This window comes from Paenibacillus alba (assembly GCF_013204855.1).
Classification (GTDB): domain Bacteria; phylum Bacillota; class Bacilli; order Paenibacillales; family NBRC-103111; genus Paenibacillus_E; species Paenibacillus_E alba.
Genome location: NZ_JABMKZ010000048.1, coordinates 1 through 26155, shown reverse-complemented (window position 1 = coordinate 26155; position 26155 = coordinate 1). Strand labels below are relative to the sequence as shown.

At 49.5% G+C, this 26155-nt stretch carries 24 protein-coding genes and 1 rRNA gene; 3 read left to right on the top strand and 22 right to left on the bottom strand.

Annotated features, from left to right (window positions below):
• Window positions 1–36: 36 nt before the first annotated feature.
• Window positions 37–237, top strand: a complete 201-nt coding sequence (locus HQN90_RS33915; RefSeq protein WP_173227309.1) for a hypothetical protein — start codon at window positions 37–39, stop codon at window positions 235–237.
• 135 nt (window positions 238–372) lie between these two features.
• Here the strand turns inward: HQN90_RS33915 and HQN90_RS33910 are convergent, their stop codons facing one another.
• A complete protein-coding gene (locus tag HQN90_RS33910) occupies window positions 373–858 on the bottom strand; it encodes an Rpn family recombination-promoting nuclease/putative transposase (RefSeq protein ID WP_173227308.1) in 486 nt (161 codons plus the stop codon).
• Window positions 859–881: 23 nt separating this feature from the next.
• Window positions 882–1745, bottom strand: coding sequence for an Rpn family recombination-promoting nuclease/putative transposase (locus tag HQN90_RS33905; RefSeq protein WP_173227307.1), 864 nt, complete (start codon window positions 1743–1745; stop codon window positions 882–884).
• A gap of 285 nt (window positions 1746–2030) precedes the next feature.
• Here HQN90_RS33905 and HQN90_RS33900 point away from each other — a divergent pair, with 285 nt between their 5' ends.
• Complete coding sequence (locus tag HQN90_RS33900; protein WP_173227306.1) at window positions 2031–2468, top strand: hypothetical protein; 438 nt, start codon at window positions 2031–2033, stop codon at window positions 2466–2468.
• A 12-nt stretch (window positions 2469–2480) separates the two neighbouring features.
• On the top strand, window positions 2481–2657 hold the full coding sequence (gene sda / locus HQN90_RS39430) for a sporulation histidine kinase inhibitor Sda (protein WP_338042423.1): 177 nt from the start codon (window positions 2481–2483) through the stop codon (window positions 2655–2657).
• Window positions 2658–2722: 65 nt separating this feature from the next.
• Here the strand turns inward: sda and HQN90_RS33890 are convergent, their stop codons facing one another.
• From HQN90_RS33890 to rrf, 20 genes are all read right to left on the bottom strand, one after another.
• Window positions 2723–3700 (bottom strand): aromatic ring-hydroxylating dioxygenase subunit alpha, encoded by a 978-nt coding sequence (locus HQN90_RS33890; protein WP_173227305.1) that lies wholly within the window; start codon window positions 3698–3700, stop codon window positions 2723–2725.
• Window positions 3701–3720: 20 nt separating this feature from the next.
• The gene (locus HQN90_RS33885) at window positions 3721–4866 is read right to left on the bottom strand and encodes a BMP family ABC transporter substrate-binding protein (protein WP_173227304.1); all 1146 of its coding nucleotides are present in this window, start codon (window positions 4864–4866) and stop codon (window positions 3721–3723) included.
• 8 nt (window positions 4867–4874) lie between these two features.
• The gene (locus HQN90_RS33880) at window positions 4875–5360 is read right to left on the bottom strand and encodes a (2Fe-2S)-binding protein (protein WP_173227303.1); all 486 of its coding nucleotides are present in this window, start codon (window positions 5358–5360) and stop codon (window positions 4875–4877) included.
• Complete coding sequence (pucD, locus tag HQN90_RS33875; protein ID WP_173227301.1) at window positions 5353–7740, bottom strand: xanthine dehydrogenase subunit D; 2388 nt, start codon at window positions 7738–7740, stop codon at window positions 5353–5355. The genes HQN90_RS33880 and pucD overlap by 8 nt, the downstream gene beginning before the upstream one ends.
• Window positions 7724–8638, bottom strand: coding sequence for an FAD binding domain-containing protein (locus HQN90_RS33870; protein ID WP_173227299.1), 915 nt, complete (start codon window positions 8636–8638; stop codon window positions 7724–7726). Before HQN90_RS33870 ends, pucD begins: the two co-directional genes overlap by 17 nt.
• Before the next feature lie 1299 nt (window positions 8639–9937).
• Window positions 9938–10585, bottom strand: coding sequence for an NTP transferase domain-containing protein (locus HQN90_RS33865; RefSeq protein WP_173227297.1), 648 nt, complete (start codon window positions 10583–10585; stop codon window positions 9938–9940).
• Window positions 10582–11607, bottom strand: a complete 1026-nt coding sequence (locus HQN90_RS33860; RefSeq protein WP_173227295.1) for an XdhC family protein — start codon at window positions 11605–11607, stop codon at window positions 10582–10584. Before HQN90_RS33860 ends, HQN90_RS33865 begins: the two co-directional genes overlap by 4 nt.
• Before the next feature lie 33 nt (window positions 11608–11640).
• Window positions 11641–13236 (bottom strand): gamma-glutamyltransferase, encoded by a 1596-nt coding sequence (gene ggt / locus HQN90_RS33855; protein WP_173227293.1) that lies wholly within the window; start codon window positions 13234–13236, stop codon window positions 11641–11643.
• Complete coding sequence (locus tag HQN90_RS33850; protein WP_173227291.1) at window positions 13230–14474, bottom strand: pyridoxal-phosphate-dependent aminotransferase family protein; 1245 nt, start codon at window positions 14472–14474, stop codon at window positions 13230–13232. Before HQN90_RS33850 ends, ggt begins: the two co-directional genes overlap by 7 nt.
• The gene (locus HQN90_RS33845) at window positions 14461–15750 is read right to left on the bottom strand and encodes a Zn-dependent hydrolase (RefSeq protein WP_338042422.1); all 1290 of its coding nucleotides are present in this window, start codon (window positions 15748–15750) and stop codon (window positions 14461–14463) included. The genes HQN90_RS33850 and HQN90_RS33845 overlap by 14 nt, the downstream gene beginning before the upstream one ends.
• Entirely contained in the window at window positions 15743–17134 is a 1392-nt protein-coding gene (gene allB, locus HQN90_RS33840) for an allantoinase AllB (protein WP_173227289.1), read from the bottom strand. The genes HQN90_RS33845 and allB overlap by 8 nt, the downstream gene beginning before the upstream one ends.
• Window positions 17135–17170: 36 nt before the next feature.
• Complete coding sequence (gene uraH / locus HQN90_RS33835; RefSeq protein ID WP_173227287.1) at window positions 17171–17527, bottom strand: hydroxyisourate hydrolase; 357 nt, start codon at window positions 17525–17527, stop codon at window positions 17171–17173.
• Complete coding sequence (gene pucL, locus HQN90_RS33830) at window positions 17524–18993, bottom strand: factor-independent urate hydroxylase (protein WP_173227285.1); 1470 nt, start codon at window positions 18991–18993, stop codon at window positions 17524–17526. The genes uraH and pucL overlap by 4 nt, the downstream gene beginning before the upstream one ends.
• Before the next feature lie 189 nt (window positions 18994–19182).
• A complete protein-coding gene (locus HQN90_RS33825; protein ID WP_338042421.1) occupies window positions 19183–20181 on the bottom strand; it encodes an ABC transporter substrate-binding protein in 999 nt (332 codons plus the stop codon).
• Between the two features lie 224 nt (window positions 20182–20405).
• The gene (locus HQN90_RS33820) at window positions 20406–21335 is read right to left on the bottom strand and encodes an ABC transporter permease (protein WP_173227284.1); all 930 of its coding nucleotides are present in this window, start codon (window positions 21333–21335) and stop codon (window positions 20406–20408) included.
• Between the two features lie 43 nt (window positions 21336–21378).
• Window positions 21379–22500 carry an ABC transporter permease subunit gene (locus HQN90_RS33815; RefSeq protein ID WP_173227282.1) on the bottom strand — a complete coding sequence of 374 codons (1122 nt, stop codon included), beginning with the start codon at window positions 22498–22500 and terminating at the stop codon, window positions 21379–21381.
• Window positions 22497–24032, bottom strand: a complete 1536-nt coding sequence (locus tag HQN90_RS33810) for an ABC transporter ATP-binding protein (RefSeq protein WP_173227279.1) — start codon at window positions 24030–24032, stop codon at window positions 22497–22499. Before HQN90_RS33810 ends, HQN90_RS33815 begins: the two co-directional genes overlap by 4 nt.
• A 627-nt stretch (window positions 24033–24659) precedes the next feature.
• Complete coding sequence (locus tag HQN90_RS33805; RefSeq protein WP_173227277.1) at window positions 24660–25193, bottom strand: chromate efflux transporter ChrA; 534 nt, start codon at window positions 25191–25193, stop codon at window positions 24660–24662.
• Window positions 25190–25780: a chromate efflux transporter ChrB gene (locus tag HQN90_RS33800; RefSeq protein ID WP_275942646.1), complete on the bottom strand. Its 591-nt coding sequence runs from the start codon at window positions 25778–25780 to the stop codon at window positions 25190–25192. The genes HQN90_RS33805 and HQN90_RS33800 overlap by 4 nt, the downstream gene beginning before the upstream one ends.
• Window positions 25781–26035: 255 nt before the next feature.
• A 5S ribosomal RNA gene (gene rrf, locus HQN90_RS33795) occupies window positions 26036–26152 on the bottom strand.
• Window positions 26153–26155: the final 3 nt, after the last annotated feature.

The following is a 26155-nucleotide window of genomic DNA, read 5'->3' as shown; positions in this document are numbered from 1 at the left end:
TATGTTTATCAAAAAATAATAAAGGGGCTGCCCTCAATGTCACTTATCCAATTAAATCCAAAATTGCATGGTATGATTTTTGCTTTGAAACAAAATGAAATTCGTCATCAAAATCCCCCTCAATTAGCTAATTTAGCTTTATCCAAAGAGGAAACTCTTGCTGTACAGCAAACATTCTCTGGCCCTACTTCATCAGTGCGAAGCGAATTAAATGTTGTCAATGGTCAATGGTGGTAATCTTATTCTACCAAATAAAAAAGGATTGTATAACTAGCCACTGGCTAATTATACAGTCCTTTTTTACACATTAAAGTGGATGCAACGACTGTATTGATTAAATAAGAAACGTTCTTCTGCCGTATACATTCAGTCCTAGTGTTGCTGCCCCTGCAACCTCTCAATCTCCTGCTCAGATAAACCCGTCATTCTACTAATTAGAGAAACAGCGATGCCTTCACCCAACATATTCCTTGCTACTTCGAATTTACCTTCTGCTTTGCCTTCAGCTCTACCTTCAGCTTTACCTTCTTCCCTTGCCCCATAAAGCATCGAAACCTCATCATGCAAAGCCTTCTGCCTCATCTCATACAGCCTTCTTGCCTCATCATTCTGGCTTAAAAACTCCAAGGTATCCATCGCTTTACGAAGTTGCGGTTCATTCATAGCCAGCACCTCCCACTTTTCTTTCTCGGTTCCTTTCAGAAACAGCAGCCATTTCACCAAATCTTCTTCAAGGCTCACAGCGTTTTCCTTCAATTTAGGCAATTCAATAAAATGGAGCTCTATATCATCGATCAGCGGCAACTGAGTGGCAATCTCCCTAAGCTGGAAAATACTATGGTAATGCGCATCCGGCAAACATGAGTAGCTGCGCCATCCTTCTAATGCCGCTCCCCCTTCAACCTCTCAATCTCCTGCTCAGATAAACCCGTCATTCTACTAATCAGAGAAACAGCGATGCCTTCACCCAGCATATTCCTTGCCACTTCGAACTTACCTTCAGCTTTACCTTCTGCTTTACCTTCTGCTTTACCTTCTTCCCTTGCCCCATAAAGCATCGAAGCCTCATCATGCAAAGCCTTCTGCCTCATCTCATACAGCCTTCTTGCCTCTTCATTCTGGCTTAAAAACTCCAAGGTATCCATCGCTTTACGAAGTTGCGGTTCATTCATAGCCAGCACCTCCCACTTTGCCTTCTCGGTTCCTTTCAGAAACAGCAGCCATTTTACCAAACCTTCTTCTAGGCTCACAGCGTTTTCCTTCAATTTAGGCAATTCAATGAAATGGAGCTCTATATCATCGATCAGCGGCAACTGAGTGGCAATCTCCCTAAGCTGGAAAATACTATGGTAAGGTGTATCCGGCAAAAATGAGTAATTCAGAATATTAATCGTTATACATTTATTCAGTTCTTTATATTTTTGTCCCTCACTTAACTGTGCTTCGTACAATTTGGACCACAAATACAAACTTCGTTTTTCAATATCGTATTTATTAAACAACTGCATCTCTATATCAATGTATTTACCGCTGCTTGTCTTAACACGAACATCCAGAATAGAAAGCTTATCTTGCAGCGAATCTTTATCTAAATTCGGGTTAACCAGAACGATTTCGCTTAACGCTTCACGTTCCGTGTGTTTCAACGTCTCGTTCAAAAATGCAAGCAGCACGTCCTTATTTTCTTCACTTCCGAAAATCTTTTTGAACACAAAATCATTCTTAGGATCAAATAACTGCGCCATCGTTAATCGCCATCCTTCCAGTTTCAGTATATCATATTTGGCACCAGTCAAAACCTGACACATTCACAATTTACTACTGAATGCAAAATTTAGCATTTTACAAGATCCTTCCATCCACTTGCAAACAAATGCAATAATATTTTCACCTTTTGCATGATCATGCAAAATATTTGCATTCAACCCTTTCAGATTTGTGATGTCTCCAAAGCGAGTTAACATTATGATAATTAGTATAAATATGGAAATTTTTTAACATCTTTGGTTGAGCAGAGAGGAGTTCTGGGTATGAAAGATAAAACAATGAGCCGTTGGAATACCTACGATCCCTTTTACATCGAACTAGCTGACAAGAAAATTGTAGATATCGTCATCACCCATCATGCGCATAGCCGCTGGTGCAGTCGTATTGGGAACGAAAATACCAAACTTGAAGAAATCTGCTCTTTCTTATGGAATAAGCTCAAGAACGGCAACATCGCATCTTACTATCGAAATGAGGAAGAAGTCTATGTGATTGATGATGATCTGCTTATGGTTGTGCAATTTACGGTAGATGAAACGGAATCGGATCTTATAGGCAACCCTTTACATAAAATGATCGTCATTACGTTTCTTGGACGAATGTCGGAGACAATGGAATTGCGTGATTTAAAAACGTACTACTCTTGGTTGCGGCATTCCCGAAGAATGACGCTGCTTAAAAATAGCAGAAAACGAAAATAACGTAGGAAATGTATGAGGACCATGATGAAATCGCTTAGCAGTCAAAGGCTGATAGATGCCTATTTCAGCTCTATTGATTTAAAATTAGAGAAGGAATTCATACAACTCCTTCTTATCGAAATCAAAAAAAGGAACATCAACATAGACAAGCTGCCCCCCTGTACCCTCAGAGAGGGGGAACGTGAATAAAGACGCTGCTTCCGTATAAGCGAAAAAGTTCTCTTCTCGCTCACACGCCACAGCGTCTTTATTTATTAAGCCGTTCCGAAGCTAACGCCTAGCTCTCGAAGCCGTTTACGATATGCAATGCTCAAGCGGTCCGTGTTCAAATGCAGCTCCGCTTGCAGATCCAGAGGCAGCAGCTCAGGCTTTTGATTCTCGACCATAACCCGATCTTGCTCGATGAGCAGATCTTGAAATTTGACGAAAATCTCATCCGACTCCTCGTAAGCATAGTTCCTCTGCTTCAGCATGAAAGCCTTGCTCATCTGCTCCGTCACCGGCAGCACCATCAGGAACAACCGGAAGATGTGATCCGTACCTTGATCTCTTTTGGTAAACGCGACACAGAGCGGACCGAATACTTCGTATACATATCGGCTATGTACACCGCGCCCCGTGCCATCGGGATCAGGTTGATACACCACGATTTCGTCCGAGGTGAGAACACCATTTTCCTCATTAACTTGATAATCCCCTATTTCAGCAAACTCGCTATCGCCCAGCAAGCCTTCATGCACGAACATGAGATGGGATACATCCAGGAAATTCTCGATAATGCGCGGCCCTGCTGCTTGCAAGGTATATGGCCCCATGAGCACTTCCTTAAAACCATCAGGAATGAAACTGCTCACCTTCGGCAGCGGACTTTGCGGAATCCCCAGACATACCCAGATGAATCCGTGAGCTTCCACACAGCCATACACGAATGCTTTGGCTTTCGTCGGAATCGCGCGATCCGCAGGCAAAGACGGAATTCGCGTACAGGTACCGCAGCCATTGTAAGACCATCCGTGATAAGCACATACAAGCTCATCACCCTTCACTTTGCCTAACGAAAGCGGCACGCCCCTGTGAATGCACAGATCTTTGAACGCGTGGACGCCTTGCGAGGTGCGGAAAACGGCTGCTTTTTCACCTAATATCGTGACAGGAACCGGTTCATCCCTAAGTGCTGACGACAACAACACGGGATGCCACTCGCTAAGCAATGCCATATCTTGTATCGTCATCGCCCTCTCCCCTTTTTCACTTATTTCGGAATGACACCCTTAATCCCCTTAACAAACCATGTTGTGCCTAAAATCTCTTCATCTGTCATCTTTTTCCCTTGCTCGTAGCGGACTTTCCCATCTTGATCAATAAGCGGACCTTGGAACACCTCGAAGGTTCCTGCCAAAATGTCTTGCTTTTTCTTCTCAACGAGCGCTTTGACATCCGCTGGCACATTTTTACCTAGAGGCGCAATGTCTGTAATTCCCTCTTTCATACTTCCAAAATAGGCCTCTGACTTCCATGTGCCGTCCATGATGCTTTTCACCGTTTTCACATAATAAGGTCCCCAGTTCCATTTCGGATTCGAAATGTAGGTTTCTGGCGCAAATCTGTTCATATCGGAGTCATTGCCGATTCCCCAAACTTTACGCTCCGCAGCCGCTTGAATACTGGCAGGTGAATCCTGATAAGCCGCCAACACATCCACGCCTTTGTCGAGCAAAGAAATCGCTGCTTGTTTCTCTGTTGCTGGATCAAACCACGTGTTGCTCCAAACAACGGATACATCGATATCCGGATTCACGCTTTGTGCGCCAAGGGTAAAAGCATTAATTGTGTAAATAACTTCGGGAATCGGGAATGCGCCCACATAGCCCAGGTGATTGTTTTTGGTCATTTTGCCGGCTGCCATGCCTACGAGGTAGGCACTTTGGTATTCGCGCCCCATGTAAGTTCCCAAATTAGGGGACGTTTTGTAACCTGTTGCATGTAGAAATTTCACATTGGGATGTTTGGAAGCAACATTGACCATCGCATCCATGTAACCAAAAGAGGTGCCGAATACAATGTCATTCTTCTGAGCCAGCTCCTCAAATACCCGCTCTGCGTCCGGACCTTCCGGAATATTCTCAACCGTAGTGGCTTTAATGCCCAGCTCTTTCTCTAGCATGATACGACCTTGATCGTGTTCATACGTCCAGCCACCATCCCCGGGAACACCGATATAGACAAAGGCGACTTTGGGCAATTTTTTATCCGCTTGCGGGGTTGCTGTTATTGCTTGTGCCGCAGCGGGTGAGCTTCCCGGTGTTGTTGCAACACTCGTATCCGTCGATTTGGCAGAGCACGCAGTCATGATCATAAGGAAGATTGCAGTTAGAACAAGCGTCAGTTTTTTTGGCATAATGGCTTCTACCCCTCTCTTTTTATCGACAACCCACATCTTTCTACAGCTCTGAAAATACCTTCATAACCCGTGCATCGGCATATATTCCCGCACAATGCTTGTTCTGCCTCTGCCCTATTCGGCGCAGGATTCTTCTCCCATAAGGCTGTGAGCGTAACGACCATCCCTGCGGTGCAATAGCCGCACTGCAACCCTCCCTCCTCCAGCATCGCTTGTTGGATTGGATGTAGACCCTCTCCTTCGGATATCCCCTCGATGGTTGTGATCTTCTTGCCAGCCGCTTGGTAGGCCATGAGCAGACAGGAGTTCACTGGCTTGCCATCCAGCAGTACCATACAGGCGCCACAGCGTCCAATTTCACATGACACCTTGGTCCCTGTTAAAAGGAGGTCATCACGCAAAATGTCAGACATCCGTTTGGCTGCGGGTACGGGTATCGCTACTGCTTTGCCGTTTATGGAACACTCCAACACATAAGTTGTATTAATCAATGGCCTCCACCCTTTCTAACCAATCGATGGACTGCACGATGTCTTCTGGTGATATGGGCAATCGATTCACCCAAATGCCGGTTGCTTGCCGAACCGCTGCGGTAATCGCTGGAGCCAACCCAACGGAGCCGATTTCTCCGACTCCCCGTGGCCCGAAGGTGTCCCCTTCGGGTAAGTCTTCTATAACATCTACCCGAATAATCGGTGGACTATCCTTAACCGTTGGAACCAAGTACGTATCCAAATTGTGGCGTACATACTTGCTTTCTTTCATAATGGCATCCTCGGTCAGCGTAAAACCAAGGGCCATACCGCTGCCGCCCTCGATCTGTCCAAGAAACCCCATCGGATTAATGACAGATCCCGCAGCGATGACATGATCGGTCTGCATGACCTTCACTCGTCCGGTCAGCATGTTCACTTCCACCTCAACGATGACCGCTGCGTAGGTGTACAAATAATGAGCCCCGACCAGCCCTTCGGGCGTCGTCGGGTAGTCGAATTCCGTATGCGCCAGAATCGGCTTAGCTGCCGCCTCGGCAGCCTTCGCCAACTGCGCATACGTCACCACCGGCAAGCCCGATTCATCGCCCTTGCGATGAATCCCGCCTGCGCCGGTGGCCAGCTCTGCGGCTGCGAAGCCCGCCAGTGCAGACGCCTGCTGAAGCAGCGTCTGCACAAGCGGCGGCTTCAGCCGCTGCAGGGCGCGCCACATCATCGTGGTGGCGCGTGAGGCCGTGCTGGACCCGCTGCTCGGCACGCGGTCCGTATCCCCGATGACGATGCTAATGTCATCGGCGGCGCAGCCGAAGCTGTCCTGCAGCATCAACGTCAGTGCTGCGTAAAGCCCTTGCCCGAACTCCTCGAAGCCGAAGGAGGCTTGGAGCTTGCCCTCCGGCGTGAGCTCGAGCCGGCCGCCGGAGTGATCAGGGATGCCGAGGCCGAGCCCGGCGCCGTGCATGACCATGGCAGCGCCGATTCCCCGGCGGATCCATGGGTCTTGGGTTTCGCCTTCCCCCCAACTCCCATTCACCTCTCGAAGATCGCTCAACCCTTTAACATCCTGCCCTAGGTCCCTCTCCTCTTGCAGACTTGCTAACCGCTTCATCATTTTCTCTCGCTTCGCCCAGAGCGGCGACTCCATCACCTTGCTCCATACTTGGCTGGCGCCCTCCGTTTGCACAATCTGCTGCCCCATCGGGCCTGGGTCACCTGGAGCACGCAGGTTCAGCTTGCGCAGCTCCCAAGCGTCCATGCCAAGCTTCTCAGCCAACCGCTCGATTTGGCTTTCCACAGCAAAAATCACCTGATTGCCGCCAAACCCCCTAAACTCACCAGATACCCCGTTGTTGGTGTATACACTTGTGCCTTGCACATCAACATGCTGAATATTATAGGGTCCGATCGCATGCTCCGTAGCAAAATTCAAAACCTCACGCCCCAAAGTAGCATAAGCCCCTGTATCCGCCAAAATACTAACTTGATGAGCTATCAAATAACCCGCTTCGTCAACCCCCGTTTTCATCTTGATCCGCATGGGATGACGCTTGATCCCGGCTATAACAGATTCACGGCGCGAGTTATGCATCTTGACCGGCGAACCTGTCGTCAACGCCAACAAAGCACCAAAAGGCTGCACATTCAGCTCATCCTTCCCACCAAAAGAACCACCAATCGGGCTGGAAATTACCCGAATACGCTCCTCCTCCATCGCGAGAATTCGGGACAGCTGCATCCGATCCTTGTAGCCATGCTGCGTTGGTGAGTATACTGTCAGCCTCCCATCCGCCTCCGGAATAAACAAGCCACCCTCTGTTTCCATATAAGTGTGCATTTGTCGAGGCGTAAAGTACGTCTCTTCTACGATGTAGGCACATCCTGCAAATGCCGCTTCTGCCTCTCCCTGCTGAAGGCTTGTGCGATGCAGCAGGTTCCCTTCCGGATGCAGCTTCAACACACCTTCATCTAACGCTGTTTCTGGATTTTCTACCACAGGCAAAGGTTCGTACATAACTTCAATCAAACTAAGCGCATGCTCAGCGATTTCTTCTGTATCCGCAGCTACGGCAGCTAAAGCATCTCCAATGTAACGAACACGGTCGTGGCAGAACACGGGCTGATGGGGGAAAGCAATGCCGAACAAATTCATGCCCGGTACATCCTCGGCAGTCACGACAGCACGCACACCCGGCGTTTGTTTGGCCTTGCTTGTATCTATAGACAGAATCCAGGCATGAGGGTAGCGACTTCTTAAGACCTTTCCATACAGCATGCCAGGTGCTGTCAAATCCGTTAAATAACGCAGCTTGCCCGTTACCTTCTCTTCGCCGTCAGGTCGGATAATCCACCTTTTCGCATACGTTTCACGATTTAGGAGCATCCTCCCCGCCCCCTTTTCGCCAAATTTTATAGCATTCGGAAACGATGAGATTAGCTGCAGTTTGTTTCCGATAAGCGACACCTGCATAATCATCGGCTACGGCATTAAAGCCCTCCGATATACCTTTGTGCAGGCATTGCAGCAGTTGCTTAGATAAAGGCTGGCCGATTGCAATAGCCTCCAGTTCATTAAATCTCGCAGGCACAGCGCTCCCTCCACCCGCAGCTATCGCGATGCCTTGAATGGTTCGATCAGGTGCTATTCTCAACTTCCCGGCAACTGTGACAACAGAGGGCGTGAACGTTTCTCTTCGTCCTACTTTCAAATAAAATTCAAATGTATGTTCTTCATCTCTGTGCTCAATCGTTGGTACCGTGATTCCCGTCATCACTTCAAAAGAAGACTGCACAGGCCCCTCTAGCCACTCCTGTAGAGAAACTCTTCGCTCGTTATGACCATCCGAACATATAACCAAGGCATCCAGCACGAGCAGTGCCGGAATCAAATCACCTGTGCGCGTCACGACATTTCCGCCAATAGAGGCTAAGTTCCGCACAGAAGGGGCTGCAATCTCAGCACAAGCCTGCACCAAAAGCCGACATCTCGCTCTCATTAACTCGTTATCCATTAAATCAGCCAAATGAAGCGATGGCCCTATATGAATGAGCCCTCCGGCATCAATCGCTAAGCCAGAAAGAGCTGGAATGCGTCCAAGGCTAATCAAATGCTGCGGGAGCGGTGAAACGCCATTTTCCCAACGCGTACGGAGCCAAGTACCGCCTGAGACCAGCACCGCGTCATCTCCCCATTGATGCTTAAGATGTATAGCCTCCTCCACGCTCGTTGGCTGCCATACCAAAGGCTGCTGCTCTGGCAGCTGATGCAAGGGAACTGACATGAACACACCTCCTTCGCTTTTTGCGGATCATTGGTTATTAGTTATTGGCCGTAGCTGCTAAGCACAGCTTGCTTGCAACTTATTTGTTTACTCATTCAGCTCACCTAAGTGGAGAGTGATTAAGAAATTTCTGTCTATGGTTTTGCGGGTTTTGGTTTTGGTTTCGGTCTCGGTTTCGGTCTCGGTCTCGGTTTCGATTACGGTTTTGGTTCACGGTTTACGGTTTACGGTTCACGGTTCACGGTTCACGGTTACGGTCTCACCTTTTCAAGCCTAAACTTACGACAACCTCCCACCAAACAACCTCGAAAGGGAACTACAATCCCTTATTTGTGACAAAAGTGGTCTAATAACCACATTGGCGGAACTACGATACGCTATTTGTTCAAATATGTGCTTCAAATAGGGCAAACCACCGAAATAGCGTACCCTAGTTCCCTCTGAGCATAGAAACAGGCATTATTGGAGCAAATAGCGTACCGTACTTCCCTTTCGACATCCTATTGTGGAACTCACAAGCATCACATCCATATCCCTGAGCTCATAAAGGTAACTCCACAAGCATTTCACTCGGCATCCCCTAATCACTCATCCAAATTACTCCACAGTGTTACTCTCAGAATCCCTAATACCCAGCGCTCCTCAAACATTACTCTTGAAATCCCCCAACCTTCACCTTAGGCAAGCCCTAGCATTACTCTCAAAATTCCTAACCTCCACCTCAGCCGCTCCCAAGCATTACTCTCGAACTCCCCAAATCTTCCCCTCAGGCAGCCCAAACATTACTCAAAAATCCTTTACCCGTCACCTCAAGAACATCCTGCCATTACTCTCGAAATTCCCTAACCATCACCTCAGTCGCTCCCAAGCACTACTCTCGAACTCCCCAAATCTCCCCTCAGGCAGCCCAAAAGTTATTCTCGAAATCCTTTAACCTGCACCTCAGGCAAACCACATATTACTCTCAAACTCCCTAACCGCCACCTAAGACGCTCTCAAGCATTACTCCCGAATCCCCTACTCTCCCCTCAGCTACTCCCAAAATCCCAAAATCTCCACACCCTCCCGAGCATCACGCTCAGTATCCCCGATCCTCCAAACTCAGAAATCCGTTTCCCAAGTAAAACCGCGCCAATCCAATCACATGGATCCTCTTCCGCAAGCCATCGACTTATAAATTAGATCTACTATAAACAATCCAAGAAAATAACGTCAACTAACTTAACATTATTTTGTGTGTTTGTATAAAAAAATAGCGCATTATTAGTAATAATGCACTCAACCCCTATTTTATGTTATTTAATCTACCACGATTTTGTGACTATAGATTTCTCTCGCCTCATGATATCGTTCTTCCGTATCGATGTCCATGAATCTCAAGCTATCTTCCTCTTCAACGATTTGCCCACGATATAGTGGCAACTGAAACAAGGATCTGGCCCCTGCGTCCCCTTCCAAGGAGACAGCAGCAGGCCACATTCCACGTCCCAGAATAACGGGAGGCTTGGGTACCCCTTTATCCCCGCTGGCGACAAAATCATATTCTACCTCGCTGCGGAAGGTATCTATAAGCCGAGTCAGCATCTCTCCTTCGATGAAGGGCTGGTCTGCCAGCATGACCATGATACCCTCTACATTCGATTGTCCGGCAGCTTGAATACCGGATTTCAGCGAGTGGGCCATACCCAACTCGGCTTCAGCACAAACTGCGAACCGGCATCGTCCCGATTCCACATAGGCAAGAACTTCTTCAGATAACCATTCCAGCTGGTCATCCTTACGAACAACCACTACTACGCTGTGCAGCTGTGATTGCAGCGCATGCAGCAAAGCAATGCTGCCAAGCTGTATGCCTTTTGCCATCTCCAGCGACTGCTTTGCAGTCCCCATCCGCCTGCTGCTGCCTGCTGCCAAATACACCCCAACGATCTTTCTCGCGTCGTTCACCACAGGCGGCTCCGGCTGTCTCGCTCTACTCGCTCAATAGAGGAGGCTTTATCAACGCCACGCCTAATGCTAATCAGCTCAGCCACAATGCTGACCGCATTCTCAACGGGTCCTTCCGAGCCGATAGGCAGGCCTACCGGGTAACGCAGCCATTCAGGACGCTCTATACCGCCAAGCAGCTTCTCTGTGCGTTCACGCGATCCCATAATTCCGAGGTAACGCAAGCTGAACTTCATGGCCTCTTTGACAAAGAGAGCATCTTTCTCGAACTGGTGGCTCATCACGACGATATAGTCCTGTGCGTTCAGCTTCAGCTGCATGATCAACTGCTCCGGAAAAGCAACTTCGATCTCCGCTCCAGGGAACCGGGCTTCGGTGCAATACGCTTCCCGCCAATCCGCGACTACGACGCGAAATCCGCTGCTCACCGCCATCTGCACAAGGGGCATAGCATCTGCATTCGCCCCAAACACAATAACTCGCGGCTTTGGTTTAAATAAGCTGACATGCGAAGATAGCGACGATTGCCGATCGGAAACATGATCTTCCAACAGATACGTTGCAGTAGGATATGGCTGCTGAACTTGCTCATACCCATGAAGAGAATACGCAATCCCTGAATACCCGTCTGTTATTTCCCGTACCAGCTGCACAGCTTCCCCGCGTTCCAAGAAAGCTTTGACCGCCAATAAGCTAACCAGCATTTCCCCGCTGACAGGCTCGAGCAGAATGCGAATTAACCCACCGCAGCCGATTGTTTCGCCCCAGCCGAAATCGTCAGCTGGCCTCATGTCATATTCCACCATTTGCGATTTTTGAGATTCCCATACGGCAGGCACGTAGGCGAAGAGATCGGCTTCCAAGCAGCCGGGCGAAATACTTCCGACCATGCTCCCATCTGCCATAAGCAGCATAATGGCCCCTTGTTTGCGATAAGCATGACCTTCCACATGAATAACCGTTGCCAATACACGCGCCTGACAATTACTCTCCACTGCTTGCAGAATATCATAGGCCTCCATCACTCAGCGCTCCTCGCTATATGGAATTCCGGTTTACCAACCGATCGCTAAGCCGTCGCCTCGCGGATCAGCCGCCCCGCTCATAAAACCTTTTTCATCTATGACAATCCCCTGCGCTTGCCCCATAATACCATCCCACGGATTCACCGGTTCGACACGATGCCCCCACTTTTTCAATCGCGTATAGACATCGCCGTCCAGCCGATGCTCAATCTTCAGCGCATCACCATCTTCTCCCCACGTACGGCCATATACCCAGCGGGGAAGCGCAATCGCCTCCTGAATAGATAAGCCATAATCCAGAACTCCGGTCAGAATAGACAACTGCGTCTGCGGCTGGCCTTCTCCCCCTTGAGTTCCGTACAGCATATAAGGTTTTCCGTCTTTGCTGACCATCGCAGGCATTAAGGTATGAAAGGACCTTTTGCCAGGCTCCAAGGCATTCGCGCAAGCCATATCCAGCGAGAAGAAGGATCCCCGATTTTGCATAATAATCCCTGTCTCTCCTGGTACATAAGCGGCCCCGAAATCAAAATACAAACTTTGAATAAAGGAAACGGAATTTCCTTCCTCATCCACCACTGCTGCATACGCCGTATCCTGTCCAATGGCTGGTGACAAGTGTTCGCTCACCTTAAGCGGTTCAGCTTGAATGTCGTTCCACAACTCTTTGGCGTACGTCTTTGAAAGCAAACGATCCAGCGGGATTTCCCGGAAGTGCGGATCTGTTAAGTACAGATCGCGGTCTTTGAACGATTTTTTAATGACTTCCGACACCACATGATAAAAGTTTGCTGACGCTCTAGGAATCTGGCTAATCTCTATATTTTCCAGCATATTCATCATCATCAATGCTGTGAATCCTTGTGAGTTCGGCGGCATTTGATAGATTTCGTACCCGCGATAGGTGGTCGTAAGCAGCTCAACCCACTCTCCGGTATACTGTTGAAAATCTTCTTCTTGCAGCAGTCCGCCGTCTTGCTGAATACTTTTCACGACAGATTGCATGATAGTCCCTTTGTAAAAAGCATCTCTGCCTTCTCGCTGAATCTGGCGCAGCGTCTGGGCCAGTTCCTTCTGAATAAGTCGGTCCCCTTCCTTCAAAAGCACGCCATCCGCTATAAATAGGCTGCTTAACGGCTCAGATGCACGAATGAATGATTCATCCTTGCGCATCCAATAGAGCAGATTACGCGAAATCGGGAATCCTTTGTCCGCATATGCGATCGCTGGCTCCAGCAGCTTCTCCCATGGCAGTCTTCCGTACTTTTCCCATACCTGCCACCACGTATCAACCATGCCTGGCACCGTGATCGCACTGAGAATGCCTCTTTGGGGAATGGACTGTAGTCCTTTCGCTTTATAAAAATCAGGTGTCGCCAGCGCAGCTGACTTCCCGCTTCCATTGAATCCAATATTTGCGCCTGCAGCCGCATCGTGCATGAGGAAGAAAGCATCTCCGCCCAGCCCCGTCATATGCGGGTAAACAACGCCAAGCGTCGCGCTTATGGCAATAGCGGCATCAAAGGCATTGCCGCCCTGCTGTAGAATTGCACTGCCTACACTGCTTGCCAAATAATGAGGTGTGGCAATCATCGCTCGCTCTGCACGTGGCATGATGTTTAACATGGACGTTCCTCCTCTTTGCGGGCATATACGGTTAAGGCGGCTTGCAAGGCTTTCCCGCTTGAAATGGCTGCGTCGTGCCATAGGAGAACTGCTTCCAATGCACCCAGTACATGCAGCACGTTTTTCTGATTACAGCTAAAGCCCATGGTGCCTATACGCCAGATTTGGCCTTTCAACGGCCCGAAGGAGCTTGCGATTTCGATCCCAAAGCTGTTGAGCAGCATAGCGCGGACGGATTCTCCATCAATGCCATTCGGAATACGGATGCAGGTAACGACCGGCAGCTTGCAATCCGGATTGCCGTATAACGTTAGACCCATCGCCTCCAAGCCTGCAACTAAGGCAGCTTCATGATGCTTGTGACGATCAAAGCGCTGCACTAAGCCCTCTTGCAGTACCAGACGCAAGCCTTCGCGCAAAGCATACAGCATCGAAGTCGACTCCGTATGATGATTGAGCCGTTTCGGACTCCAATAGTCCTGCAGCTGGCCGAGGTCGAAATAATTGCTCGCAACAGGCTTGCCGTCAGCAACAGCTGAGCCTTTTTCACGCAGCCCGCGTTCAATCCTTTTACGTTTCAACACCTTGGCTTCGACTCGCTCGTTATAGGTAATGGGGGACATACCGGAAGGAACGGATAAACATTTCTGCGTTCCGCCAATCACGGCATCCAACTGCCAGTCATCCGTCTGCACTGAGACACCGCCAATCGTGGCAACAGCATCTACGACCAGCAGCGCATCAACTTCCCGACAGGCCGCCCCAATCCCATCAAACGGTTGGATGCAGCCTGTAGAGGTTTCGCCGTGCACAATCGCAACTATACTCGGCTTCTCACGGTGTATGGCAGCAATGATTTCCTCTGGCTCGAAGACGGTGCCCCACTCCCTCTCCAGCATGACCACTTCAGCGCCACAGCGTTCAGCGATCTCGACAAGCAAGCTGCCGAAGCGCCCGTAGATCGGAACAAGCACCTTGTCCCCTGGCTCAATCACACTGACAAGCACTGCTTCAATCCCTGACCGAGAGGTGCCATCTATCGGGAAAGCCCATTGATTCTTCGTTTGAAAAACATCCCTCAGCATTTCCATCGTCTCATTCATCAGCTCTGTGAACTCCGGATCAAACTGACCAAGAATGGGGTAGGACATCGCGCGCAGAACACGCGGATCGACCTCAACAGGGCCTGGGGTCATAATCGTTCGCAGCGAGGGCGATAAGTCTTTATAAGATTTCATCAGCTTTACCCCCATAGCCATATTGGTATAACACATGAACCAGCGTTTGAAAGCCAACCACCAGCTCCTCCGGTTCCGTGAACTCATCAGGACTGTGGCTTATGCCACCGCGACTTGGCACGAAAATCATTGCCGACGGACAGAGAGGCCCGAATAATTGCGCATCATGTCCTGCCCCGCTTGGCAGCTTCATGCTCTGATATCCATAAGCGGTACAGGCAGCTTCAATTTCTGCCGATATGCCTTCGTCCATCGCCACGGGCGTAGCATGCAAATTTTCCACCGTTTCTATAGTAAGCTCTCTTCGTCTCGCGATTTCATTGAGCTTTGTTAGCAATTTTGTACAAAACAGGTCCATTTTCAACTCATCAGTATGTCGAATATCCAGCGTAAACTCAACTTCGCCTGGCACAACGTTGGAGGTTCCTCGTTTCACATGGAGCCTGCCAACAGTCGCTACGAGCGGCTCCCCTTCTTCCAGCGCCATTTGCTCTGTGACAACGACCATTTCAGAAGCGCCTGCAAGCGCATCCTTCCGCATGGTCATCGGTGTCGTACCGGCATGATTCGAATTGCCTTTAACAACAACGGTTAACCGAATTTGCCCGACAATGGCTGTTACTATGCCAACCTGCTTCTTTTTATAACCAAGGACAGAGCCTTGTTCAATATGAATTTCGATGTAAGCTCCGATATCCTCGCGTTTGGCGGGATGCTCTCCTACGTTAGCCGTTTGAAATCCCGCTTCACGCATCGCTTCAGATAAGGTGATACCCTCGGGATCGGCAACGTCAATACTGCCAACCAAAGACCTTACCCCAGTTACATGTCCGGACCCCCAATAAGCGAGCGGGAACCGACTTCCTTCTTCTTCACAAAATGAAACAACTTCCAGGCTCCGTTTGGGCGACCCATATACCGCCTTCAAATACCCGAGCGCCATCATGGAGGCAACGACACCGTAGGCGCCATCGTATTTGCCGCCGTTTTTCACGGTGTCGACATGAGAACCTGTCAGCACAGGCCTCAGCGTATAATGGCATCCTTGTAATTTGCCATAAACATTGCCCACCGCATCGAATCTGGCTTCGAGCCCCAACTCCTGCATCTTTTCCTTAAGAGCCTGCTGCGCTTGCAGCCATGGCTCCGTGTACAACAGCCGAGTCACGCCACCATCCGGTGCAGCACCGTAGGTAGCGAGCCAATCCAGCACTTCCAGCATGTGCTGGGAATATCGGGACAAGACCTCGTGTGAGTTCGTTAACCTTTCAGCCACGCGACTCACCTCCCGCAGCAGCGTGGCGCAGCCAGGCTCCCTCCGTCTCCCCCACCACACCTTCATGCAGCCCATACACTTGGGTGCCCCGTAAAAAAGTCGCCGTCACACGGCAACCAAAGGTTTTGCCCACATAAGGACTATGCTTATGCCGGTATAACAGATCACTGGCTTGAAGTGAATAGCTTAGCTTCATATCCACAAGAGCCAAATCCGCATCCGCTCCCAGGGCAATTTCACCCTTGCGTGGATACAGCCCAAAGCGTTTGGCCGGCTCGGTTGACAACATTCTGGCGAGCAGCGGCAGCGGCACATCCCTGCGGAGATGACCTTCGTCAAGCATCAGCTCGAGCGAGCTTTGCGCGCTGGATATCCCTCCCCACGCCTCGAAAAAATCCCCTTGCTTCATTGAACTCGGGCATGGTGAATGATCCGAGGCGAGCATATCCAGCTTTCCGCCAATCACCGCTTCCCATAGCCGATCTTGATCCTCGGCTGTGCGAAGCGGCGGCGCACACTTGGCTACTGGACCAAGGCGATCTAGATCAGCGCTCGTCAGAACCAAATAATGCGGACACGTTTCCACCGTAACATCCAGCCCTTGGGCCTTCGCTTCCTCGATCACCTGCACAGCTTCCGCGCTGCTAATGTGCACGAAATGCAGCTTGCAGCCGGTTTGTTCCGCATAATAAAGCGCTCGGCTAACCGCTTCCTGCTCGGCGGCTATCGGCCTAGTCGCAACGAAATCGAGCGGCTCGCGTTTGCCCTCCAGCTGCGCTTGGGCAGCCAGCTTGGATACGATCTCCTCGCTTTCTGCATGCAGGGCAAGCACTAACCCTAAGCGAGCGATTTCTTTCATTCCTTCCAAGAGGGTCAGGTCGTCCACTTCAGCAAAAATGTCTTCCCCTTCTCCACCGGGACAAGACATGAACGCTTTGAAGCCAATCACGCCGGCTTCCGCTAACTCCTGCAAATTCCCGACATTGCCGGGAACAAGTCCACCCCATAGCGCGTAATCCACCGTAGAGCTGCCTTCAGCAGCTTCTAGTTTTCGCTCCAACGCTCCTAATCGCACGGTTGGAGGCACACCGTTGAGCGGCATGTCGATATACGTCGTACAGCCTCCCGCCGCAAGCGAAGCGGAACCAGTAGCAAATCCCTCCCAATGTCCTAGCGCAGGCTCATTGAAATGGACATGAGCATCAACGACGCCAGGCACAATCAGCAGATGGTCCGCGTCATATACAGGCGTTTGCTCCGAGTACACGAGGTTTTCACCCAGCGCAGCAATTTTACCGTTTCGAATACCGATATCCAGCTGGCTTACATCATCGATCAAGACTACGGTACCCTTGCGAATCACGAGATCAAATAGATCTTCCATGCCAAACCCTCCCTCGGAGCCATTTCTAGCCTAACCTTAGCTCCCCCGATAGGTGTTGTACCCCCAGGGAGCGACTAACAACGGCACATGATAATGCATATCAGCGGACGATATTCCGAATCGGACCGGCACTTCATCCAAGAAGGCAGGCTCCGCAAGCGAGATGCCTACACCTCTAAAATAATCTCCAACATGAAAAACAAGTTCATAAATCCCGGGCTGGAAATCTTCCCCGCTTAACATCGGTCCCTCAAGGCGGCCATCACTATTCGTTACGCCCGAGCTTATCTTCTCTGACTTTCCGTCTTGAAGGCGGAATAACGCAATGTACACTTCACTAGCCGGTCTACCGCTGCTAATATCCAAAACATGCGTTGTTATTCCTTTGCTCATAGCCCCTCCAGATCGCGCTTTGTCATCGAAAACCCTTGGAAGCCATATGGCGGTCTAGGTTCCGTAAACACCTTGCCCTCGCCTGCGGAAGCTTGCTCCAAGATCGTTTCCCATGTACGATTATTCGACTCGAAGCGAATTTCTTTCAATTGCGGAAAGCGAATTAGCGAACGTTGTCCGATCCGATAAATGAGGTTTTGGATAGAGGGGGAATGCTGTTCATGGAATACGGTATGCGCAATATCCCGAATTTGCTCAGCGGCCACATATTGGCCGAGATCAGAATCCAAGGCATCCTCCACCTCTTCATAACTCCACGACATATCCAGGAAAATAAACAGCGGACGATCATAGGACTCCGGCAGCGTTGTATACTCATCTCGGACGAAGCCCGCGAAAGAACTGCCTTTTACCTTAATCAGCTTGAGGTCCGCTATACCGCCCGAATGCTCAGCGATGACAATGCCTTCCTCGGTCCGAATTATTTCAACCAGTGCTGTAGGGTGTTCATTCTGGGAGTAACGGTAGACAAGCTCGCTATTGACTAAGCCTTCCACCCCTGGCACTGACAGTACATCGAAAGACACTTGATCTGCTGTCATTTTCACACCTGTCATCTGCGGGTATGTCTCAAGAAGCTTACGCCCGGCATACGCCAGAAAACCCTCCGCTGTAGCACCTTCATATTCCCCGGCCTTGCGCAGAATGAAGTTCTTCATTGAGTCTGTCGCTACGACCATCGTATTATCGCCTTCCGTAAACGAAGTGAAGAACTTCTCACCGCTGACAGCTACCTTGATATTCAACCCGAACAATACGTTATCTCTACCCGTGAAGCCTGATTCCGGTATGACTGTTAAATGAGTCAGCGGCTTGGCATAAGACCGATATACCCACACGTCACCTTTGCCGTAATACATGATTCTCTCTGAACCGGTCGTTTGTTTCATCGTCTTCTCCTCCGCTTCCCTCATCCATATGGCTTCCAGGCGAAACTGCCCAATTTTACAAACCTCTTGCAAGGCCTTGCCCATTTCTTCCCTCACATCACGCTGTATCCTCACCCGTATCGCTTCGCGAATGGCATCTTTGGTCTGTCCCTTGACCGCCATGATAAAAGGAAACCGGAAAGCCTCCGTATACTGCTTGTTATACTTAAGAAACAACTCATATTCTTCCGCTGATAGCTGGTCTAGACCGGCACCGGACTGCTCCTGGACGGAATGGTCCGTCATCTTCACTCGCGTTCCCAGATCTGGATGCGCCCGGAGAAGCGCTAATTGCTCATCGGGATTCGCTCGCCAAACCTCACGTTCGAACGCACTGATCAGATCCTGTTCCGTTGCAAAAGGCTGCGAACTCCAAGCACGCTCTGCAACCCATGGGGAATGCTCGAAAAGAGGTCCGAAGGCATGGGTGAAATCTTCCTGATTCATCGCGTTCACTTGATGCAGCTTTAATTTCATGACATCTTCACCTCTTTATCTAAGTTAGCTCCAGCCATTCTTGATCAAGATTTGTTTCATTGTAAGTGCGTCTTCCTTATGGGTCAATTTATATGAAAGAAGTTTGTAAACTTTCATAACATGAGTAACTTTTTTTGTAAAATAACAAAAAGCCGCCGGGAATATGGAACCTTCCCAGCGGCTTTTGCCTTATTTCAAAACACTTTTTAAAATATCATCAATGATTTTGCTATTAGCAATCGCTCCGCTGTACAGCCAGCTATGAGACTTGTCGAATTCGTAGACATGTCCACTCTTCACGGCAGGAATGCTTTTCCACACTGGATCGTTCAGCAACTGCTCTCCTTCACCCTTGCCGCGAATCAAGAAAATATGATCGGCATCCAATTGAGATAAAGCCTCCATGGAGATGGCTCGCCAGTTGGCCGTGCCTGTACTGGAAATTTGTTTAACCACATTCGGGACCTTGAAGCCAATGTCCTGATACAACACCACTCCGCTCGATAAGCTTTCACTTACAACGTAAACACCCTTCGCCGTTACCCACAAAGCAGCAGCCGACTGTGAGCCATTCGCCTTCACCAGCTTCTCTTTGGCTTCTTTGGCTTTCGCATCGTACACATTCAGAGCCTGCTGAGCTTCCTTCGATTTATCAAAAACCTCGCCAATCTTTAGCAGCGCCTGACGCCAGTTATTGTTGATCTCATCCCCCAGTACAAAGGTTGGGGCGATTTTGGAATACTGCGCATACTTTTCACCGGATACTGCACTCGTTCCTCCGATAATCAGAAGATCTGGATTGAAACCCGTAACCGCTTCAAACGGAAGTTCGGATGGCAGCGTCGGGATGCCGTTCAAACTGTCCTTCAAGTACTCCTGAGTGCCGCTGGCTACAGCCCATTGTGCGACAGGCTTGATGCCGAGCGTGATCAAATGATCTTCGAGATAAGAACCGATGATGCGCTGCGGGTTCGCTGGAATTGTCACCTTATTGCCGAGTCCGTCGGTCATCGTCTTTGCTGCTTTGACAGCAGCAGCCGAAGCCGCTGGCGAGCTGGCTGTTGGAGAAGTAGGCGTCTGGGAGGCGGTATCTCCCGCCTTATTGCTTCCGCATGCTGATATGATTAAAGTCATACTTATTAAACTGACTAGTATTCCTGCAAACTTTTTGCCTTTTTTCTGTTCCACAACAATCTTCCCCTCTAACAATCGGATTTATGAAAATAAGTGTGCAAAGCTGGACTAACAACTTTTACAATGATAACAATTATCATTATCAACGTCAATCGAATGATTACAATAAGGCAAACACAAAAAAGGCCAAACAGTATACAATACCTGCTTGCCCTTTTAGGACTACAATTCATGATCACTCATTTCCAATTCCTCCTATAGGTTAGGCAATGGGTCTATTAAAATCTTTGCTCCCGAATATACGGGACACCAAGCGCTTCCGGCGCACCTGATGGCTTATTGCGATTGCGCCAGCCAAGGAACATCAGGACCAGAATGGTGACAATGTACGGTATCATTTTCAAGAAATAAGAAGGAATATGACTGCCGATCAATTGCACACGGAAACCGAGAGTGTCGAGCACTCCGAAAAAATAAGCGCACGCTAACGCGCGAATCGGGTTCCATCGAGCAAAAATGATGAGTGCTACCGCGATCCAGCCACGTCCCGAGGTCATGCCTTCATTCCATGTCGGTGTGTAGACGAGCAACAGATCCGCCCCGCCAATCCCGATCAGCATCGAACCGATAACTAGACAAGCGTAGCGAACAGCAACGACCGAAATTCCCATCACATCTGCCGTTGCGGGATTGTCACCCACTGCTCTTAGATGAAGGCCCCATGAGGTTCGGTGGATAAACACATGCATCACTAGGACTAGCACGAAGCTAAACCATGTGAATAGATCCAAATGCGCAAAAATCTTCCCGAGAAACGGGACATTTTCCAGCCAAGGCAAGTCCAGCTTCGGAACGGCTCCAACCAGCGGTTGCCCGCTCACAGGTTTTCCTAGATAGGCACTCAGTCCTGCACCGAATATCGTCATCGCTAGACCGCAAACGACCTGATTGGCATGCAGGGTTACACATAGAAAGCCATGAAGCAATCCCAGCACACCGCTCACGGCTAATACACAGAGCAAGGTCAACGCTAGGCTTCCAGTATGAATATAAACTAAACAAGCAATCACAGCCCCCATCAGCATCAAGCCTTCAGCGCCTAACTGTGTGATCCCGGATCTTTCAATCAGAATCCCGCCCAATACCGCAAGCAGCAGCGGAGTACCGGAAGAAATCGCGGATATCAGTATTTGCGTTAGCATCTCCATTGCTTCTCACCCCCCATTCAGCATCATTGTGACTCAAGCTTCCTCAGCGGTTGCTGCGAACACGGAATTTCCCTGCCATATTGCCGGCAATCAGGAAGAACAGGATAGCCCCTTGAATCATGGAGGAGGTAGAGGACGGAAGTCCAATCGTTTGCACACTGTACCCGCCTACGATTAACCCCCCGAAGAGCACTGACGACACAACCAGCCCTAGTGGATTCAGCTTTGCCAGCCAAGCCACGATAATCGCTGTATAGCCATATCCCGGAGAAATCCCGTACATAAGCCGATGCGCCACTCCCGACACTTCCCCCATTCCAGCCAGACCTGCCAAGCCCCCGCTAATCATCATAACGACAATGACGTGTCTGGAAATACGAATGCCCGCATTCCGCGCTGCTTCCGCATTGGCTCCTATCAAACGAAGTTCATATCCCCACCGCGTATATCGAATCATAAAAGCATAAATCAGCAGGGCAACGACTGCAAAAATAATGCCCAGATGGAGTCTCGAAGTCCCCCAAGTGGGTAACGTCTGTGCTGCAGTGAACATCGGCGATCCTGGGAAGTTGAAGCCTTTGGGATCTTTCCATGGGCCAAACACAGCATAATTAAGGGCCAGCATCGCCACATAATTTAGCATAAGAGAGGTAATAAGCTCATTTACTTGAAAATAGTTCCTCGGAATGGCTGTCAGCAATCCCCAGAAGCCTCCGGCAACTATACTTGCTGCCACCATAGCTGGAATGGATACATACATCGGCAGATGTGGAAAATAGACCGTAATCGCTGTAGCCGCCATAGCCCCGGCGAGAAACTGCCCCTCCGCTCCGATGTTCCACACCGAAATCCGATAAGCGATTGAAACCCCCAAACCGCATAAAAGAAGCGGAATCGCCTTCACCAACGTCTCGGTAAGACCAAAGGAGGAGCCGAATGCCCCTTTCAGCATTTTGCTATAGACCTCAATTGGATTCATGCCATTAAGGGATATAAATATACCACAGGCGATAAGCGCCAATCCGATGGATACAAGCGTTACCCACCATGGGCTGTCGCGACCGGCCGGATCAATCTCGAACCGATAGGGTAAACGGAAGCTCGCTTCTCGTTTAACTCCTTTATTTTCAATGGGAAGTGTGCCTGCCGCTTGTTGTTCGCTCACCCTGCATCCTCCTCAGATCCCGCCATTAATAGGCCAATAGACGCGCGATTCGCGCCCTCACGTGGAATATTGCCCACAATACGCCCGTTATACAACACGATGATCCGGTCCGCCAGCTGCAGCACCTCATCCAGATCCTCCGAAATCAGCAGAACAGATCGTCCCTTCCTGCGCAAATCCTCCAGCACATCATGGACACCTGCGGTTGCCCCGACATCAAGACCTTGCGATGGGTGAACGGCTATCATGAGCTTAGGATCTTGGTCAATCTCTCTGGCTAGAAGCAGCTTCTGCTGATTGCCCCCTGACATAAACTGAACGGGTGCATCCATCCCTGATGTCCTCACATCATAACGCTTAACCAGATTCTGCGACCAAGTGCGATTACTCCCCGTGCGAAGCAGACCATAGCGTGATCGCTCCTTGGAACGATAGGTTTTGAACAGTAAGTTATCAACGGTGCCAAGGCTTCCTGCGAGACCACTCTTCATCCGATTCTCCGGCACATGGGCAATCCCCAGCTCGATGGCGGCGCGTACGGACCCGTTGCGCAATTCATGTCCGTCGAAACGGACATTGCCTTGCTTCCAAGTGCGCAGCCCCGTAAGCACCTCGGCCAGCTCCTTTTGCCCATTACCAGAAACGCCGGCTACACCAACAATCTCTCCCTCGCTCACATGAAAATCAAGCCGATCCAGCACCTTACGTCCGTGCTCCGCATACACGTCCAACCCCTTCACTACAAGCATGGGGCTGCCATGTATCTTCTCTCTGACTGCCGTGCGGCTTTTGAAGTTCTCTTGGCCGACCATGAGTTGCGCTAGCCCCCGTTCACTCGTCTCCGTTTTCGCCATCGTTGCAATCATCTTTCCTTTGCGCATGACCGAAATCCGATCCGAAGCGAACATGACCTCCTTTAATTTGTGCGTCGTCATAATGACGGTCTTGCCTTCTTTTTTCATCCTGTCCAAGGTTTCGAATAATGGCTCAACCTCACCTGGCGTTAACACCGAGGTTGGCTCATCCAAAATAATCAAATCCGCCCCGCGGTACAGCGTCTTCACAATTTCTACGCGCTGCTGCTCGCCCACGGATAGCTGCCAAATCGGCCGATCTACGGGGAACGGCAGCCCAAAATGCTTCGAGATCGCTTCAATCTCCTCGGATTTCTTCGTGAGCCAGCCCGGCCCCCGCCAGAACGAGGAGCTCTCTCCAAGTACAATATTTTCCGTCGCCGTTAAGGTCTGGACGAGTCGGAAATTTTGAAACACCATGCCGACACCATGCTTCATCGCATCCTTCGGCGAACGAATACGCACCTTCTCACCGTGAATGCGAATCTCTCCGCTTGTAGGCCGATATACCCCTGAGAGCATGCACATCATCGTACTTTTGCCAGCGCCATTCTCCCCAAGCAATGCATGAATCTCTCCTGCTTTTGCCCGAAAATCAACATGATCGTTCGCCGTTACAGATCCAAACTGTTTGACGATCTGAACCATTTCAACGGAATACCCCGTTGTTGTCTGCATATGAGCCCTCCTTCTCCGTCCTAAAAAGACCCTTATATACTCAAAACAGCATCTCCCTCCCCAGGGCTATGCTGTTGCTGCAAACGATTCTATACTTCTTTGGAGCTTCGTATGTTCCTATTTTTTTCACTATACGGTTAGGTGAATCATACGTCAATTAACATCACATCACTTTTGGTGATTACACGAAAAATGTGTGTTCCTTTGTGCTTGCTCCCAAAGTTCATGTGCCGTAAGCCGTGATTGGTAATTATCCTTCCATAGATGGCGTGGCAAAATAGCAAAATTCACAATTGAAATGGTACTAGATCGAATCCATGGGACCAGACCTGGAGCTCGGCTGCGGCACTGAAAGCCTGCAAAAGTGCAGGCATTTTCAACGAAATCGCCTGAAAAGTGAAAATGCCTGCGATTATGCAGGCATTTTCATACTTTTCATCCAAGAATTAAGAAAAATCTTCAAAAGCATGCAGAAATGCAGGAATTCATATCCATTAGGTTATTTCAATAACAAAAAGATGCCTTTTTGCAGGTTTTCGGAAAATGTAGTCGCTCGTTTCGCTCATGCTGCAAAAAAGGACTGCCCACAAGTAGTTTCGCTACTTGTAGGACAGTCCCTCAGATATTTTATGAAAGAAATACTCCACCATATACAAAACCCGCAACGATCACAAAAGCAGGATGGATCTTCCGTTTTTGTATGAGATAAAAGGCCACCGCAGCTATGCCAAAAAACTGCAAGTACCCGATCGATTTCGTCGACTCCACAAGGCTGCTCCATGTAACGAGCACCATCATAATCGCGATAACGGGTTGAACGAGCAAAGTCATGCCTTTAATGGCTGGAGACTTCTTATATTTTTGCAGAATATTCAGCAGGATTATAAGTGCTATTATCGAGGGAACAACCGTCGCTCCAACGGCTATCACAACTCCGACCCATCCGCCAATCTGGAACCCGACATATGCGGCGATCTTCGTGGCGATAGGGCCAGGCAGCGCATTGCCTAAAGCTAACATATTGGAGAACTCACTGCTCGTCATCCAAGCATGATGCGGAACGATCTCTTGATACATCAGTGGGATCGACGAAGGCCCCCCCCCGTAACCGAACACATTAGCCAGAAAAAAACTAACCAATAAATTCCACCAATCCATCATACGCCCTCACCTTTGCCAAGCGACTTCTTGCCTTTGTTCCACTTGTCCTTTACTTTATGATGGAACGCGCCATAGAATAGGAAAAGGAAAATGACTATAGCCGGATGCACAGAAAAAGTTTGCAGCAACAAGAAAGAAATCACAAAAAAAGTAATGCCTGCCGCCCATCCTAGGCCTTTGATCGCCTTTTCGCCAAACTCGTACGCCATCACGCCCAACATGACCGCTACAATCGGAACTACAGCCGCTATCATGCCTTTAATCACTTGTGAAGTGCTAAAGAAATGAATGAATGAATACAAGCCCACCATCGCCACGCAAGTTGGTACAATATGCGCCAGCACACCAACCGCCGCGCCACCTGCTCCTTTAAGCCGATATCCCAGATACCCCGCCAGCTTCGTCGCGATAGGCCCAGGTAAAGTGTTAGCGATCGCCAGCACCTCCATGAACTCCTCATCTTTCATCCACTGAAAACGCGTAACCGCCTCATACCGAATTAACGGCACGATCGAAGGCCCGCCACCATACCCCAAGATCCCCGTCCGAAACATCGCTAAACCAATCTGTACGTATGCATTCGCCAAACATCTCACTCCTATCTCTACAACCAACCCTGCTCGTCTATGTACACACAAGATTACACGGAAAGAAACTACGCTTTATTGTAAACTAAATTCAGCTACATTTTATGAATCTGTCCTCAACTTTGTAAAAATGACAAAGATTCCTCGCCTTATTGGCACTTGGCTGAAATCGCAGCATTGGTGCGCTGCAGCTCAAGGTTCTCTTAAATAAACAAAAAACCTTACGAGGATTTCTCCTTGTAAGGTTTTATTTGTGCTTGGCAACGTTCTACTCTCCCAGAACCCTGCGGTTCAAGTACCATCGACGCTGGAGGGCTTAACGGTCGTGTTCGAGATGGGAACGCGTGGGTCCCCTCCGCCATCATCACCAAACAG

Excerpts from the sequence above, each read along its gene's own strand:
- HQN90_RS33915 (WP_173227309.1), top strand. The coding sequence starts at position 37 with ATGTCACTTATCCAATTAAATCCAAAATTGCATGGTATGATTTTTGCT.
- HQN90_RS33905 (WP_173227307.1), bottom strand. The coding sequence starts at position 1,745 with ATGGCGCAGTTATTTGATCCTAAGAATGATTTTGTGTTCAAAAAGATT.
- HQN90_RS33900 (WP_173227306.1), top strand. The coding sequence starts at position 2,031 with ATGAAAGATAAAACAATGAGCCGTTGGAATACCTACGATCCCTTTTAC.
- sda (WP_338042423.1), top strand. The coding sequence starts at position 2,481 with ATGAGGACCATGATGAAATCGCTTAGCAGTCAAAGGCTGATAGATGCC.
- HQN90_RS33890 (WP_173227305.1), bottom strand. The coding sequence starts at position 3,700 with ATGACGATACAAGATATGGCATTGCTTAGCGAGTGGCATCCCGTGTTG.
- HQN90_RS33885 (WP_173227304.1), bottom strand. The coding sequence starts at position 4,866 with ATGCCAAAAAAACTGACGCTTGTTCTAACTGCAATCTTCCTTATGATC.
- pucD (WP_173227301.1), bottom strand. The coding sequence starts at position 7,740 with ATGCTCCTAAATCGTGAAACGTATGCGAAAAGGTGGATTATCCGACCT.
- HQN90_RS33870 (WP_173227299.1), bottom strand. The coding sequence starts at position 8,638 with ATGTCAGTTCCCTTGCATCAGCTGCCAGAGCAGCAGCCTTTGGTATGG.
- HQN90_RS33860 (WP_173227295.1), bottom strand. The coding sequence starts at position 11,607 with ATGGAGGCCTATGATATTCTGCAAGCAGTGGAGAGTAATTGTCAGGCG.
- ggt (WP_173227293.1), bottom strand. The coding sequence starts at position 13,236 with ATGTTAAACATCATGCCACGTGCAGAGCGAGCGATGATTGCCACACCT.
- HQN90_RS33850 (WP_173227291.1), bottom strand. The coding sequence starts at position 14,474 with ATGAAATCTTATAAAGACTTATCGCCCTCGCTGCGAACGATTATGACC.
- allB (WP_173227289.1), bottom strand. The coding sequence starts at position 17,134 with ATGGAAGATCTATTTGATCTCGTGATTCGCAAGGGTACCGTAGTCTTG.
- uraH (WP_173227287.1), bottom strand. The coding sequence starts at position 17,527 with ATGAGCAAAGGAATAACAACGCATGTTTTGGATATTAGCAGCGGTAGA.
- pucL (WP_173227285.1), bottom strand. The coding sequence starts at position 18,993 with ATGAAATTAAAGCTGCATCAAGTGAACGCGATGAATCAGGAAGATTTC.
- HQN90_RS33820 (WP_173227284.1), bottom strand. The coding sequence starts at position 21,335 with ATGGAGATGCTAACGCAAATACTGATATCCGCGATTTCTTCCGGTACT.
- HQN90_RS33810 (WP_173227279.1), bottom strand. The coding sequence starts at position 24,032 with ATGCAGACAACAACGGGGTATTCCGTTGAAATGGTTCAGATCGTCAAA.
- HQN90_RS33805 (WP_173227277.1), bottom strand. The coding sequence starts at position 25,193 with ATGATGGATTGGTGGAATTTATTGGTTAGTTTTTTTCTGGCTAATGTG.